The organism is Cohnella sp. AR92, from assembly GCF_003990975.1.
Taxonomy (GTDB): domain Bacteria; phylum Bacillota; class Bacilli; order Paenibacillales; family Paenibacillaceae; genus Cohnella.
On sequence record NZ_RZJR01000009.1, the window covers coordinates 23,582 to 38,839 of the forward strand.

The window sequence follows — 15,258 nt, forward strand, 5'->3', positions numbered from 1 at the left end:
TATCCTCGCTTTATCCGTACAGCCGCGGAATCTTGATGACCGAGCCGGGTTCCAGCTTCTTGGGATTGACGATCCCGTTGGCGCGCGCGATCTCTCGCCATAGTCCCGGATCCTCGTATTCCTCCGCCGCGATCTGCCACAGCTGGTCGCCTTGCTTGATCGTCCTCTGCTTCGTGCGGTCCGCGGATTGGCGGGGGATATGCTTGTATTGCTCCTTCACGCTCTGAACCTCGCGGAAGGTGACGGTCAGCGTAGCCCGAACCGGCAGGCCCGAATCGAGAAACATCGTGTATTTCTGAGCGACTTTCTCGACGACGCCCTTAAATTGGAGGGAGCCCCACACGAACTTGCATAACGGCGGAGCGTGCAGGTCCTTGTCCACGTCGAGCAGGCCGACGATCTTCATCGTGTGCTTGCGCACGTCGGTCTTCGCTTCGTAGGAATCGAAGAACAGATCCATCGTCAGCGTCGTCGCCTCTCCGCTGACAAAGTGCGGAATCGGCTGGGACAAGCCGGGAATCGTCTTCCACGAGTACTGATTCGAGGAATCCAGCGAATATTCGCTGGGGTTAAACAAGACGTCCACGCGGTCGGTTACCGGACCGCGGTGAACGAGGATCATGGCTTTCTTGAGTGCCAACCCGCATCACCTCCGAGTTAAATGCCGCGTCGCTGCCGCTCCTGCCGCATTCGCTTGCTAATCTCTTTATACATCTGGTCGGCGAGCCGGTTCGCGTCGATCTTCGGCTTCGCCCACTCTTCTTTGACTTGATTCAGGTCTTGCTCGATCGTCTTGACGGCGACCTCCAGGGAACGGAGTACCGGCTCATGGTCGGTCTGCTGGACCGACTCCCGAACCGGCACGTCCAATCGAACGAGCGGTTGATTGCCCGCCGTGCGGGTTGCCGCGGCGGGTACTCCGGAAGTTGGCCGAGCCGCCGGTGCAGACGGCACGATCAACGCCGGATTGCCGGTTTGCCCCCGGTTGGCAGCACCCGGAACGAGCTCCTCGCTCGTTCGTTCCGCAAGCGGCCTGCTCGCATGCTCGATAGCCGGCGCGAGGAGACTCGTTTGAAGCCTCGCGGGAAGATTCGTCATCGCGGCGCCGCTTCGAGCAACGTTAGGGAGCCGAGGCGTCACGACCCGGTTCTGGGTCATCCGATTTTGCGCCATCCGATTCGTGCCGGTTCTCGTCTCCAGCCTCGCCATTCTCGAGACGGCTTGTGCTCCGAGCTCAGGCGTTATCGGGTTAGGGTTCGCAGTTTGGCTCTCTGCCTCGATGCGCGGCGTTAGATGCTGTTGCTGGGCAACGCGGGTCTTGGCCAGACTGCTCTTCCGGCTCGCGATCGTCTGTTGATTGGTCTGGTTCCGCATCGTTTGATTGTTGATCGTTTGGCGCCTCGCGAATCGAGGCAACGCGTTTCCGCCTCCCGTCGGATGGTCCTGAGCCGCGGGAGCAAGAACGACCCTACGAGTCCTGGAACCCCCCGACGGTACCGCCGGATTAGCCAGAGCCGGAGCGATCGACGCTTCCCGCTCTTCCGCCCGCTCGGACACCCTTGCCCTCTGAACTTGCCGTTGCTCCCTTGCCGTAGCCGGGGAAGGCTGGTTGGCGATGGAAGTCAGGCTGGCTGCAGATGGGCTCGGAACCGCAGTCTGAGGCGTGAGCATAGGCGCAACAAGGCCAGTTCTTGCGACCGGCACCTGGCTCCGAGCTTCCGTCTGGCTTGGCTGCGCCATAGGCCGAATAGACGATAGGATAGCAGCTGTCGCCAATGGATTCGGCGTATCGGCGTTCTCTCGGGTTCGGTCTATCCTATCCGTTCGGGCAGCGGCGCTGCTTCCCTCCGCGGTCGACCGTTTGGCGCGAAGCAAGGGAAATTGCCGTATCGCCGACTGCCTCTGAATCGGAAGGCTTTGCGTCGGATGCGGATTACGTTCAAGTCTCTGTCGAACCTCCAGATGCTTCAGCAAACGATCGGTCAAATGGACATCCTTGCGAATTAGAATCCGAACGGCAATCTGTGCTTGTGCCGCTTCCGCCTCTTGCAAGTCCGCTTGACGGGCAAACCCGTCCGGGCTTCGCATTCCTGCGGAATTTCTGATGTCGGCGGTTCTTGCAGGTTCGGAGATTCCAGCAACGTCGTTTGTTCTTGCCGAATCATTGACCCTTGCACGGTCAGGGATTCTTGCAGGATCAGAGTCTCTTGCTGCGACGGAAGACGATTCGCGCCTTACGGTCGCTTCTGCCGAGGTGCTCTCCCTTGCGACAGCCTGACTCGGAAGACTCGGAATGGAGATCGCCGGGTTCTCCCGATGGATCTGACCCGGAGCGGGTAACGTCTCTCTTCTTCCTCTTACGAGGATCGGATTGCCGAGCGGATCGCGAAGAGTCGTCTCCGTCGCCTGTTGGTTACCGGAACGGCTCAAGTGCTGTACTAACCTGTTGCTCCGTTGGATAGCGCGTTCGAACGATTCGTGGATCCACAGGCTCGGACTCGTCAAGATCGCGGATTGCGCCGTCGCGGGCAGCAACTGTTGGATCATGGCATGAACCGGGTGCCTTGGGATCTGGCTGGCCCTGCTGCCGGATTGATGGGAAGGCATCGCTTCCATGGCAATCTTCTGAGGGTTTCTCTCCGGCTGGCGCCGCGCGGACGAAGCGGATACGACGGGAGGATGATCGCCGCGGCGCTTCTCCGGTTCCGTAATGGCGGCAAGCCGCTGCCGAACCTGTTCGACTGCCGTCCCTCTGCGAACCAAAGTCTCCTGCAGGTATGGCAGCTTGCGATGGGAGAAAAGGAGTGCTGGCAAAGCTTTATATTCAGGGGGACCCAGCCGCGGTGTCGCGGGCCGGCTCCGCCATGCTTGATTTCGAATCCAGTGGTTGACCTCTTGAAGCGTAATCGCCAGCTCGCGGTGAACGACGAACGACCTCGTCAACGAGGATGGGGCGAAAGCTTCGATGTAATCGGAATGCAGGTTGCGATCGCGAACGGCCGGAAGCCAATGCCCGACAGCTCTTCCGCGAATTTGCGCGGGGAGAAGCGAAGGGGCCGCTTCTGGGCGGCTAACCTCTTGCACGGTCGGCCGTGCCTCTGGTCGTTGTCCCGAAGGCTGCGCTGCCTGCTGTTCCAGCAGTTGTTCGATTCTTTGCTCGACTTGCCGTTCAACTATCTTCTGTACTTGTTTTTCCGTATGCTGTTCCTGATGCTCCACTTGCTTCTGCACGTACTTTTCCGTATGCCGTTCTATCCGTCGTTCGACTTGCTTCTGCGTTTGTTTCTCTGTATGCCTTTCAACCTGATGCTCGACCTGTTGCTCCACGCTCCGCTCAACTTGCCGCTGAATGTGCCGTTCCATGTGAAGCTGCTCAACATGCCGCTCAACTTGCCGTTCGACTCGTTGCTCAATCTCGCTTTGGACTTGCTCCGCTTGCTTGTCGATCAGCCGTTCCGCCAGCCGATCCGCCAGTTGTTCCGCATGCCGATCGGTTGTCCGGTCCGTTCCTCGCTGAACGAGAAACTCTTTGCTTGCCGAAGCGATCTCCCTGATCTCCCGTACAAGTTGGCGCTCCGCGATGCGGCTCTCCGCATGCACGTGCTTCTCGATCGTATGCTGAACGTTCAAGTTGACCATCTGCAGCATGGAGCGAATCTGACGAATATGAACGTCCAGATGAAGGGGAGCGGAAGCGGAGGCCCGAAGCTTAGGCTCCGTTCGATACACCATTAAGCCGCGCCGATTAGAGGATTGGCCGACGGACCATCCGTACTTCCCTATTAAGTTGTTCGCGAACTGCGCATCGGTCAGCCGAATGGATCGCACAAGCTATCCCTCCTTTCCAAGCTGCAAGCTATCTGGCTTTGAATCCGTTATGGACGAGCTCGATCGATTCGAACGCCACTTCGCTGCTCGCCGCATTCAGCGTCGGACCGATCCACTTCGTCGGGTAGGCGTCGTAGAAATTCCAGCGGCGAAACTCTTCATCGTACTCGTCGTAGAGGATAATCGACCCGCTCTTGCGTTCGATCGAGCCTCTCATGACGTTGGCGTACCAATACCACAGCTCGTTCGTCAGCGTCATGCCTCGTTTGAGCACCAGCGGCTGGAACCTCACCCGCCCGGGCAGCCGGTGCACGAATTGGTTCTGTCCGCCCTCCGCGAATTCCTCCAGCACGATCTCCGACTCCAGTCCCGTGACCTCCGAGAAGCCGGCGACATGCATCCCTTGCAGTTCTACCATAAAGCGATAGCCGCCAACGACGTAGGCTCTTGAGGATTCCTGTTTCTGAGCCAAGGCCAATCACCTCTTCTTAAACACATCGAAAGGATTGTTTTTCTTATCCGGGTCGTCGTTCATCTTGCGGTTGATCCTCGAGATCTCCTCGCACCACTTGCGCCGTTCCTTATGCTCCATGTTCATGATCTCGTCGTGCGTCCAATGGAAGTAGTAAGCGATGAATCCCGCCTCCTCATAGAGCCGTTCCTCAGGATACACGCTTAAGCCCCTTCCACCTCGGACAAAAAAGAAATATCCACCTCGTGCTCGTGTTCGCACTTCGGGCAGATCGCCTTCACGCTGAGCTTCTCGGTCTCGTTGATCTCGCGGTACAGGTTCTGAAGATACGCCAGATCCGCCGTGAACAGCCTCTCGATCGTCTTCGTGTCGACCGCGCGAAGATCGCCAAGCTTCGTAACGACCCGGGCAAGCAGAATAATCGTCAGGTATCCCGGATTCTGCTGAACCCTCTGGTCCCTCATCGGCAGAATCTCGTCGGCCGCCGTCGCTAGGCGCATCGTTCCCCTGCGGTGCAGATTGCCGTTCTCGTCTACGTAACCTCTGGGCAGTTCGAACTCGTACTCCGTCTTGAAAGACATAATGCTCCTCCTCCATGGCTGTGCTAATCGTCTGTGCTATTCCGATTAAGAAGAACGACTAAGGAACAACAAAAAAACTGTTGTTCCTCAGCCCAAGGTTCCTATTATTGTGTTCTCAGCATACCTTCGTGCGCCAGCTCAAGCAGCTCGATCGCCACTTCGGATGCCGTCGCGCTGAAGTCGGGCGCCGTGTATTTGGTCGGCCAAGCTTCGATGACCTGCCAGGTTGCCACGTCTTCGCCTTCTTCGTCAATGGCGATAATGGTAACCGTCTTGCGTTCCACCGTGCCTTCGACGATGCATTCCTGGATCCATTCGAACAGGTCCATGGATTCCGTCGCGCCCCACTTCAAGCTGATATTGCCGTACTTCGCGAGGCCGGGCAGCTTGCGCGGAGTAATGACGTCCGTTCCTTCCCGATACTCGATGACATCCAGGGATGCGTCGAAGCCGGACACTTCGCTGAAGCCGGCCTGCTCAATGCCTTCTACCTCTACACGAAATCGAAACTTGCGATAGGGATCGTTGCGTTCGCCTGCCATCTTTTATTCTTCCTTTCCGGTCTTTGATAGATTAAGAGAAATGCGGACAGTGCCTTATTGCTCGTTCGTCTTCTGGGTAATGCGGAAGATGACGAATTCGGCAGGCTTGACCGGCGCAATGCCGATCACGCAGATCAGTCGGCCGTTATCGATATCGTCTTGCGTCATCGTGTTGGTGCTGATATCGATGAAGAACGCCTCCGAAGGAGAAGAGCCCATCAGGGCGCCGCCCCGCCATACGCGAGTCAGGAAGGCGTCGATCGTGCGATGCACGCGGGCCCACAGGCGCTCGTCGTTCGGCTCGAAGACAACCCAGTTGGTTCCGGCCTTGATCGATTCTTCTACGAAAATAAACAAGCGGCGGATGTTGATGTACTTCCACAGCGTATTGGAAGAGGTCGTTCTTGCTCCCCAGATCCGGATGCCTTGGCCGGAGAAGCTGCGGATCAGGTTGACGCCCTTCGGGTTAAGGATGTCCTGTTCGCCCTTGTTGTACTGAACGTCGAGTCCGGTTACCCCGCGCACCACTTCGTTCGCCGGAGCCTTCTCCACGCCGCGCGTGCTGTCGCTGCGAGCATAGACGCCCGCAACCGAGCCGGACGGAGGAACGAAAATATTGCGCTTCTCGAGCGGATCGAACACTTGCAGCCAAGGGTTGTACATCGCCGCGTAGCTGGAATCGAAGAAGTCGCGGTGCGCGAGCACGTCCTGCACCTTGGTCTTCTCTCTCGGGATGTCCAAGATGGCGAAGCGGCTGCCCAGGTTCTCGCAATGAGCGACCAGCGACAACTGAACGACCGGATCGGTTACGCCCGGAACGGACATGATGCTCACTTGATCGTTATCGACGAAGGCTTGGATGCCCGTACGCTTGCCCGGTCCTTTGTCTTCCCCTACATAATCGGACGCGCTGATTCCGCCTTGCGTGCCGTCGGAACCGCCGGAGAGCGAGATCGTATACTTGCCGCCTTCTCCGAACAGAGCGGCGACGGAGGCGTCCTTGCCGGCTTGAATCGTCACGAGCGAAGAACGGGAAGAAGCCTTGTCCACGTAATTGGCCGCATTGGCGTTGAACGAGCAGTTCTCGTAGGTCTCTGCTTCATCGCCGTACACGACGTGCACCGTGAACTCGGAAGTCGTCAGCACCTTGACGGGAAGCAGTCCGTTATCGACGACGTCTCCGCCAAGCGCTTCGGACAGCTCGATCACGTTGTCCTTGATCTGAACGACGGTGCTGCCGATTCGGCTGTCCCCGTCGACGAAAGCAACGGTATCGCCTTCATGGAAGCCGGAAGCGTTCTTGACCCGGTACTTGGCGCCGCCGAGGTCCTCGTAGATTTGCGTCTTGGCCTTGCTCGAAGGCTCGATGTGGATCTCGACCGAGTTGCCCCATGCTCCAGGATTCTTCGCGTTTACCGAGAAGAGTGCGTCATTGCTTGCCGCTACGGCCGCATCGGAAGGCGCGACGCGCATGATGTAAGCGCGCGAGCCGCCGTTAACGAAGAATTGATCAACCGCGTAGGCCAAGTACCGATAGGAGCCGAATTGGTTATCCGAAAGGTACCCGCCGTAGTTTCTCTTGAAGTCGTTCGTGCTGGTAACCAGCACCGGCAAGCCTTCGATTGGACCGCGTTCCGCGAGTCCGATGAAGCCCGCCGTGCTCGTGCTTACGCCGGAGAGAGGCTGTCCCGCGCTGTCGAACTCCTCCACGTAAACACCTGGTGAGAGATATTCCGCCATTTTGATTGCCCGATGTCCTAGCAGCGGCATGCATCATGCCGATCTGCCGACATCGGATCCTCCTTTCGGGTTTTGAAATATGCAAGACCGTCTCGCCTGTTGCGATCGATCGCTGCGACATTCTCATTGCTTCTGATTCAGTTTGACTTGGCGTTCGCGAACGCGAACGGCAGGCTTCAGGCGGTTTGAATCCACATAGATGGGCCCAACCCTATAATTCAGAGAGAGCTTGTACGGCACATCGGGAAAAAGGCTGATCGCCGTATCCAGGGGAATCTCCTCCTTCACGATGCGAAAGGCCCCGTCCGTGCCTGCCAGGGATCCTACCAAATCCGTTCCTCTTAAGGTGTTGTGATCATGAAGCGTCTGTAATGTCTTCCCGATAATCCGATGCTCGTCAATGGCTCGGGTCAGAACATCGGAAGCGGAGTGCGCGGTTATCAAATAGGACAAATCCAGCGCAATCGGCGGATATCGGAGCGCCCCTCCTTGATCGATGAGGTCGCTGCTGCGAAAATCAGGGTTTTCCATGATTTGATATAGATACAGACTTAGGTTCATATCGCCTTTGTCGTGCGGGTGGGCAAGTCCCACTCCGTCCGGGTGCGCGATAAGCTCTGGAACCAGAGCCTCTCGAAGCACCTTGACCAGGGATAGTCCTACGTCTGAGATCACCGTGTAATCAGCCGTCGTCTTCACCCCTTCCAGAAGTCGGCGTAAGCGCCCAATCGGTCCTTGAGCAGTACTTTCCCCGTCTTTTTGTACTCTTGGACGACTCCTTCGATCACTTGCTTCATCGAGACCGGAACTCCTTCTTTGGCCGCGAGGAACGCCGCCGTCACGACGATGTTCTTGATCGGGCCTCCCGCCAGCTCGAAAGCCTGAGAGAGAAAGGCGTAATCGATAAATTCAACCGGCAGCTTCTTGGGAAAAGTCGCCCGCCACAGCTGTTCTCTCTGGACGGCGTCGGGGAAAGGGTACTTGACGATGAAGGGAATTCGCCTTGTGAAAGCGTCATCCAGATTCTGGGCGAAGTTCGTCGCCAGAATCGTCAGGCCGTCGTACTCCTCCATCTTCTGAAGCAGGTAAGAGGTCTCCATGTTGGCGTGCTTGTCGTGCGAATCCTTCACTTCCGAGCGCTTTCCGAACAGGGCGTCCGCCTCGTCGAAGAATAGGATGGCACCGCTGAGCTTCGCTTGGTCGAAGATCTCGCTCAGGTTCTTCTCCGTCTCGCCGATGTACTTGCTGACGACTCTGGACAAGTCTACGCGATACAGCTCCGCGTCCATCTCCTTGGCCATGACCATCGCAGACATCGTCTTGCCCGTTCCCGGCGGACCGGTAAACAGCATGCTGATGCCCTTGCCGTACGGCAGCTTGCCTTCGAATCCCCATTCATGAAGCACTTTATGGCGAAGCTTCACCCGGTCGCACGCCTGTCGGAGCAGCTGCGTCGTCTCGGGAGGCAGGATGAGATCCTCCCAGCCGAATCGAGGCTCCATCTTCACGGCCTTCTCCTTCAAGTGGTGGCTGATCAGCCGATAGGCCGCCTTATGAAGAAGCTTCGATGAATTATCCGAGTCGTCATTGCGCGCTTCGGATAGCCGTCTCCAGTCAGCCGACTTGAGCACCTCTTCGACGGTTGCCTTGATCTTGCCCGGCGTGAACTGGAACTTGGCGGCCAGCGCCCCCGCTTCCTCTTGCGTCAAGCTCAGCGGGCCGGTCGCCATCGTCTGCCACAACTTCACACGTTCTCCAAGGTCGGGTGTCTCGAGCGGAATAGGGATGTCGACCATAGAGCCTGGCGGAATTCCGAGTTTTATTTCCTCCTCGCTAGTTAGAAAGATAAGCTGACCGCAAGCGTCAAGACGTTCCAACAACCATTCCAATCTTCGGTCTCGGCCTGTTGATTCGGTTTGGGGGCGTTGCAATGTATGCAAATGATCGAATGCCGGGATCGCGTCCTGAAGCTTGGCTTCGAACAGCAATCGATCAACCGCTTCAATAAAGGGGGATTCCTCTTCGGGAGCGTTGCGCAAGTCCCATTCCAGAAGAGCCGATCCGAGGGCTTCGGCCGTTCTTCTGGCCAGGTGCGTCTTCCCGCTTCCGGACGGTCCGTAAACGAACATGACCGTAGAGGAGGCTTGGCCTCTTCTCTGCCGGGCAAATTCGATCGCGCGCCGCTCCAGATCCTCGTTGAGCAAGGAAGGACCAAGCCCTTCGCCGGGATCCGGATACCATCGCGCGCGCTTCAGCGGGCCATGCTCTCGCCACTCGAGTCCCAGGAAGAAGTGCACCATCCGGTCCTGCAGACGAAACTCGCGGGAAGGAAGAGAAGGGGTTGAAGCGGAGCCCAACGGGAACCTCGCCAACCAGAAATCCCGGACAAAGGGGGAATCGGCCGTCATCCGCTCGAGAATCTCTCTTCGCTCGAATTCGTCCTCTCCGCCTATCTGGAGCAACAAGTCTATCGATAGATACGGACTTGTGTAGTCATCTTGCAAATAAGAATACAGCTTGTCGTACTCGCGGCTGATGTGCGGACCGATCGCCGCCAGCAGACACCGGACCTCAAGTTCGCTTAGTCCAAACCTCATTCTGAGCGCGTTCAGCGGTGTCTCCAGACGGATATCCAAACGCATGAGCTCATCGGAAAGACGTTCTGCAGAGTCCGCATGCGCATCCAATGAATCTGTCATCCTGTCACTCCTTGAACTCGGGCGGATCCTGCGGTCTGATTATGTATAAAAATGGTTTTGGTTTGCACCCTAATAATCACACGTTCTTGCCTAAAGATCAACTAAAATTCGGGATATTTTCGGTTTAGTCGACATGTTTCACCGCCATGACGGCAATATCGTCGGATTGCGCGTATCCATTGGCGAATCGGCTCACGGCGCCGAGCAGCGACTCGGTTACTTCGAGCGGAGTCTTACCGCCGCAATCAGCCAGTTCCTCCCGCAATCTTCCCATGCCATACCATTCGCCTTGCTTGTTCTCCGCTTCGGTGATCCCATCCGTATACAGCACGAGAGTCTCGCCCGGCGCTAGAGTCGTCTCGCGATCCTCGTATTCCGCGTCTTCGAAGATTCCGATCGGAAGGTGCTTCTCGGTTGCAAGCTCCCGAACTCCGTCTTCGGTCAGAATAAGAGGCGTGCAATGCCCTCCGTCGCAATATCTGACCGTTCCCGATTGCGTGTCTACGATCGCAAGGAAGATCGTCGCGAACATCGTCGAATCCTCCGTGCTGACCTCGCGGTTGATCCCCATGAGGATCTCGGCCGGCGTCAGGCTTGCTTTGGCTTTGGCTTTAATCCAGATCATCAAGCCGGACATGAAGAGAGCCGCAGGCATCCCTTTGTCCGACACGTCCCCCAGGCAGACGAGCAGCTTGCCGTCCCCGAGTTCCATGAAATGATAGAAGTCGCCGCCTACTTCCCTTGCGGGGATCAAGCTCGCGTGCAGATCGACCCGTCCCGATCGAATGGCCTCTCCCGGGAGGAAATTCATCTGGATGTCCTTGGCGATCTTCAGCTCGCTCTCCATTCTCTCCTTGGCAGCCGTCGTCAGCCGCAGGTTCTCCATCGACTCGGCAAGCGCTTCATAGAGAAGCATGTTCTCCAGCGCGATGGCGGTCGGAGAAGCGATCATCTCGAGCAGCCGTTGGTCTTGTTTATGGAAGGATCTCCCGCCTCGCTTGTTGATGACCTGCAGCACGCCCAGCATTTTGCCGCCGGATACGACCGGGACGCACAGCATGCTGCGCGTCTGAATCTTGGTCTTCACGGCCACCTTGTTGGACCAACGGGAGTCCTTGGCCGCGTCGGCGATAAGAACGGGCTGCCCCGTACTGGCCACCCATCCGGCGATCCCTTCTCCCGCCTGCAGGCGGACCTCCTTCACCTTTTCCGTCTTGTCGCCGGTCGCTACCTCGAAGTAGAGCTCGCCGGTCTTCTCGTCGACGAGAATGATAGATGAGCCTTCCGCCTGCATCTCCCGGGAGGCGGTCTCCATGATAATCTCCAACAGATCCTTTCTCTTGATCGTGGAGTTGAGCCTAAGGCCGATATTGAAAAGCTTGGTCGTGCGGAGCTGCTCCCTGCGGATGATTCCGAGAATTCCGAGAACCGCCAGAAGAACTGCCGCCAGAATCCAGAAGGCAATTACGGATGCCGCCACTCCATGCCCCTCCGCTCTCGATTAGGATACGAATGCCAGCGCTTCTTCTTCCGACCGGAACAAGGAGAAGATGGTCGTAAAGCCCGATATGCGAAAAATCTCGTTGACGTTGTCGTTCAGTCCGAACAGGGCCAGCTTGCCCCCCGCCGCTTTCGTTTTCTTCACGGCCAGCAGCATGACCCTAAGCCCCGCGCTGCTGATGTAATCCAACTGGCTCAGATCGAAGACAAATCTATTGAAGCCTCCGTCCGCAAGCTGCAGGAATTGTTCCTCGAGCTGCCGCATCGTCGTTCCGTCAAGCCTGCCGCCGATTCTTACCGTACGGACGTCCCCTTGCCCTTCGATCGTAATTTCCATGGTTCCTCGCTCCCTACTCCGTACGCCTCTGCGCTTTTTTTCTCATCGTGAACTCATTCCCGGCTTCCGTCCGCAGATAGGAACACGAATCCATCTTGCTCTTGATCAGATAGATTCCGAGCCCGCCGATCGATCGCTCCTCCGCGGTTAGCCCAACATCCGGCTCCTCCTGTTCCAGGGGATTAAAGGCCCTCGCTCCATCCCGGAACGTCGCGACGACATTCGGGCCTTCGATGCGCAATTCCGCCTGAATCGGCGGCGCATGCCCCGGCTGGATTCCGCCTTCCTCGTAGCCGTGCACGACGATGTTGATAAACCATTCCTCGCACGCAAGCTGCAGATCCATCCTCAATCCATCCGCTAGCCGATGATGCCCGCAGAACGAATCGATCTCCTCGCTAAGCGTTGCCCATTCCTGCAGCGAAGGGGACAGTCGAACGTTTATCTCCCGCATGGCCGATTCCCTCCCGCTTTAACCGAGCTTCAGCACCATATCTTCCATCATGCGAAGGCGATTGCCGATCGAACGAAGCAAGCCGACTCCGACGTCCGGATACAGCCGCACGAGCCTCGCCGCCTCTTTGCCTTCGATCTCCAGAACCCGAACCTGATCGAAGATCACCTGCGCGGATACGTTGGACGGGCGTTCGTCGAACAGCCCTCCTTCCCCGATCGATTGCTTCGTCCCGATAATGCCGATCGTGCCGACGGTTCCGCCTTCGTTCTCTCCGCCTATCTCCACGTGCCCGTCCACGACGACGAACATGGAGGACGCCCGCTCGCCCTGCTTCATCAGGAAATCTCCTTCCGAGTAGACGCGCTCATGCGCAATGCTGGCGATGCGTCCCAATTCCTCGATCGAGATGTCTTGGAAAAGCGGCACTTGCTTCAGGAACACGATTTTGTCGAGTGCGCTAAGAAATTCCCAATTGCTCAATGCGGTCGCCCCTTCCGCTGCTCCGGCTTTAATGGCGATAGCCTGCAGCCATGGATCGGTCACTGCCTCCATCAAATTCTCTTGCTCGGCCGAAGGCTGTGCCGCCGTTCGATTCGGCTTCTTGCCGGATTCCGGCTGGCCTTGCTTCTGGTAGAAGGCCAACAAAGCGGCTGACAGCTTCGCGTTGCCAAGGCCCTCCGACAGAATCTCCAGCCCGTTGTCGCGAGTCTCTTCGTCGTCTCCTTCGAGAGCGCGCCGCAATTGCGGAATCGAACGTTCATCCCCGAAGCGAAGCATGACCGTCCAGATCGTATCGAGCAGAAGTTGCGTCAGCTCCTTGCTTCGCAACCGCGCGAGCTCCGTCCACTCCTCTTGCCCCGCCTCCCGGATTCGTTCCACGTACGCCCGGTTGGCGCGAAGCTCGCGAAGCTTCTGGATGCAGGAAGGCACGATCGTCTCGTGAATGTCTTTGTCCGTGCCGAACTCGTTGATAACGGATACCGCCGCCCTCCACACCTCATCGTTAGGAGAGGACAAGAAGCGATGATAGACGGGCATGCCCGCCGTTCCGATATGGATAAAGGATTGCTCGATCGCCGCGCGAAGCTCCAGATCCGCACCGATCAACAGCTCCCCAAGGTTGGTCGCCGTCTCTTCGTCCCCGATGCGGCCGAGAGTCTTCACGGCGGCGTTCCTCACGAACGGAATCGGCTCCAGCAGGCACATCATGACATCGAAGTAGAACTCCTTAAGCTGGCGCTCCCCGATAATGTCGCATGCCAGCACGGACGAAGCGTTTCTCTCGCCTAGCCAAGCCCGGAGCTCTCGGGCAAGCGACTCCGAAGGAGGAATCACCCGAAGCGCTTCCGCTTGAACCAGACGGCTCTCGTCGTATCGGGCTTTGCGGATCCACCGTTCCCGTTCGCTCACCCATCCGCTCGATGCGAACAGTCTGCGATATACGATCGCTCGCACCTCTTCGTCCGGATCGCGGATGAGCGCCTCCAGGCGCTCCCCCTTGAACGAATTCCAACTGCTTGCCGGAATGGCGGACAACGCCTCCGGCCTCGACCGCCCTCCGCGCCGCTCCGCGTATTGCAGCAGCTCATCGGCGGCAGCGGCGTCCGGGTTGCTGGCGAACAGCTCGATCGTCAGCTGCTGTACCGTCTCGTTCGGGTGTCTCAACTGATCGAGGAGAGTCTTCTTAACCCGGTCGTTCTTCATCGACTCGAGGAACTCGCTCATGAAGTCCTTGACGGACGTCGTGCCGATCTGGATGTAACGGACCAGCTCTTTGATATAGAGATGGCGGTCCACCCAGGCCAGCAGGAACAGGACGGCAGCCATGATCGTTCCGATGATCGCCTGCCAGGTAAGCGACACCCCCAGGGCCGTATGCAGCATGGAAGCTCCCGAGCCGAGCAGAACCCCCGCCGACGCCGCAACGCCCTGCGCGATATACCGGAAGCCGTCCCGATGCTTGAGCGGCAGCATTTTGAAGAAAAACTGATAGCTCGGTTCCGCGAAATAATAGAGAAGCAAATAAGAGAGGCAATAGCCGGTCGAGACGGCGGCTAGCGCCCAGCTCGAGTCGATAAAGAGGCTGACGAAGCCGAAGCTGCCTAGGAAGACGATCGCGATCGCGAAGATCGTATTGCTGGCGCCAAGCCAATCGATCAGCCGGGCTGCGAACAGCTGCAGCAGGAAGGCGGCGCAGAAGAGGACGATAACCATGAGACCGTAGAAGGATGCAAGCTCCGCTTCATCGGTATAGACGGCCTGCGCCGACGTGAAGTATTGGTATTCGATGAGAAAATAAACGGCCGGCATCAGCGTCATGATTCCGATAACCGTCATCAGGAAAGGCGAACGAAGCGATTGCTTCAAATAGTAGGAAGTAGAAGGCCTCTCCTCTTGATCCTCTTCTTCGGCTTCCCGCTTGAAGGTAAGCGGCAGCAGATATTGCTTGATCGACTTGAGGAAATTAGGCAGTCCTGCCAGCAAGAAGCCGGCGGCAATAAGATAGAGGAACTCCGGGCCGATCAGCGGCGCAAGCAGCTTGGTCAACACGCCTGCCGCGATCCCGCCAAGAATGGCGGACAACACGAACACGGGCATCACGCGCTTGGCCTGTTGGGTAGGGCACAAATCGAACGCCGTGCTCCACATGAGCAGCGTCTGCTGGCGGATGACGAAGTTCGAGCAGAGGAACAGGATGACATAGAAGCCGAGCCAAGAGAGATCCAACATCCGGTATAGAAGCAGGACGGCTCCGTTCACGACCCCTATCGATATGAAAAAGGCGTACATCGATACCATGAAGCGAGGCTTCGACAGTCGCTGCGACAAGAACGAGAACGCCCAGCCTTCAAGCGGCATCAGGACCGCTTCGGCAAGGTACATCCAAGGCAAGTACTGCGTACCGACCCGGCTGTTGAACAGCGCCATGAAGGACGTATAGTTGACCATCTCGGACAACCCCGCCAGAAAGAAGACGGAGCCCATGATCCAGACCTTGTGACGGTCCTCGTATCGGAGATTGAATAACGCCTGAAGCTTCGCAAGCACGCGCGGTTCCACCTTATCTAGCAAATCATGTTACTCCTTACTCCATAATACTAC

General features: G+C 57.6%; 13 protein-coding genes. All 13 read right to left on the reverse strand.

The features are described from left to right. Nucleotides 1-10: 10 nt before the first annotated feature. Complete coding sequence (locus tag ELR57_RS15715; protein WP_192896584.1) at nt 11-640, reverse strand: CIS tube protein; 630 nt, start codon at nt 638-640, stop codon at nt 11-13. 17 nt (nt 641-657) lie between these two features. Beyond that, entirely contained in the window at nt 658-3,828 is a 3,171-nt protein-coding gene (locus ELR57_RS15720) for a hypothetical protein (RefSeq protein ID WP_126960056.1), read from the reverse strand. A gap of 28 nt (nt 3,829-3,856) precedes the next feature. Further along, nucleotides 3,857-4,300 (reverse strand): phage tail protein, encoded by a 444-nt coding sequence (locus tag ELR57_RS15725; protein ID WP_238162546.1) that lies wholly within the window; start codon nt 4,298-4,300, stop codon nt 3,857-3,859. Between the two features lie 6 nt (nt 4,301-4,306). Then, nucleotides 4,307-4,501 (reverse strand): DUF6760 family protein, encoded by a 195-nt coding sequence (locus ELR57_RS15730; RefSeq protein WP_238162547.1) that lies wholly within the window; start codon nt 4,499-4,501, stop codon nt 4,307-4,309. A 2-nt stretch (nt 4,502-4,503) separates the two neighbouring features. After that, complete coding sequence (locus ELR57_RS15735; protein ID WP_126960058.1) at nt 4,504-4,881, reverse strand: phage tail assembly protein; 378 nt, start codon at nt 4,879-4,881, stop codon at nt 4,504-4,506. Nucleotides 4,882-4,985: 104 nt separating this feature from the next. Further along, nucleotides 4,986-5,423, reverse strand: a complete 438-nt coding sequence (locus tag ELR57_RS15740) for a phage tail protein (protein ID WP_126960059.1) — start codon at nt 5,421-5,423, stop codon at nt 4,986-4,988. Nucleotides 5,424-5,477: 54 nt separating this feature from the next. Continuing rightward, on the reverse strand, nt 5,478-7,163 hold the full coding sequence (locus ELR57_RS15745) for a phage tail sheath family protein (RefSeq protein ID WP_126960060.1): 1,686 nt from the start codon (nt 7,161-7,163) through the stop codon (nt 5,478-5,480). A gap of 123 nt (nt 7,164-7,286) precedes the next feature. Then, nucleotides 7,287-7,862, reverse strand: a complete 576-nt coding sequence (locus tag ELR57_RS15750) for a Pvc16 family protein (RefSeq protein WP_126960061.1) — start codon at nt 7,860-7,862, stop codon at nt 7,287-7,289. Further along, nucleotides 7,859-9,862: an AAA family ATPase gene (locus tag ELR57_RS15755; RefSeq protein ID WP_126960062.1), complete on the reverse strand. Its 2,004-nt coding sequence runs from the start codon at nt 9,860-9,862 to the stop codon at nt 7,859-7,861. The genes ELR57_RS15750 and ELR57_RS15755 overlap by 4 nt, the downstream gene beginning before the upstream one ends. A gap of 124 nt (nt 9,863-9,986) precedes the next feature. Next, nucleotides 9,987-11,342 (reverse strand): PP2C family protein-serine/threonine phosphatase, encoded by a 1,356-nt coding sequence (locus tag ELR57_RS15760; protein WP_126960063.1) that lies wholly within the window; start codon nt 11,340-11,342, stop codon nt 9,987-9,989. 21 nt (nt 11,343-11,363) lie between these two features. After that, nucleotides 11,364-11,699, reverse strand: coding sequence for an STAS domain-containing protein (locus ELR57_RS15765; RefSeq protein WP_126960064.1), 336 nt, complete (start codon nt 11,697-11,699; stop codon nt 11,364-11,366). Between the two features lie 13 nt (nt 11,700-11,712). Next, nucleotides 11,713-12,153 carry an ATP-binding protein gene (locus ELR57_RS15770; RefSeq protein ID WP_126960065.1) on the reverse strand — a complete coding sequence of 147 codons (441 nt, stop codon included), beginning with the start codon at nt 12,151-12,153 and terminating at the stop codon, nt 11,713-11,715. Nucleotides 12,154-12,171: 18 nt separating this feature from the next. Continuing rightward, a complete protein-coding gene (locus tag ELR57_RS15775) occupies nt 12,172-15,228 on the reverse strand; it encodes a cyclic nucleotide-binding domain-containing protein (protein ID WP_126960066.1) in 3,057 nt (1,018 codons plus the stop codon). Between the last annotated feature and the right edge of the window lie 30 nt (nt 15,229-15,258).

Coding starts and splice junctions, on each gene's coding strand:
- ELR57_RS15735 (WP_126960058.1), bottom strand. CDS start 4,881: ATGTCTTTCAAGACGGAGTACGAGTTCGAACTGCCCAGAGGTTACGTA.
- ELR57_RS15740 (WP_126960059.1), bottom strand. CDS start 5,423: ATGGCAGGCGAACGCAACGATCCCTATCGCAAGTTTCGATTTCGTGTA.
- ELR57_RS15745 (WP_126960060.1), bottom strand. CDS start 7,163: ATGGCGGAATATCTCTCACCAGGTGTTTACGTGGAGGAGTTCGACAGC.
- ELR57_RS15755 (WP_126960062.1), bottom strand. CDS start 9,862: ATGACAGATTCATTGGATGCGCATGCGGACTCTGCAGAACGTCTTTCC.
- ELR57_RS15765 (WP_126960064.1), bottom strand. CDS start 11,699: ATGGAAATTACGATCGAAGGGCAAGGGGACGTCCGTACGGTAAGAATC.
- ELR57_RS15770 (WP_126960065.1), bottom strand. CDS start 12,153: ATGCGGGAGATAAACGTTCGACTGTCCCCTTCGCTGCAGGAATGGGCA.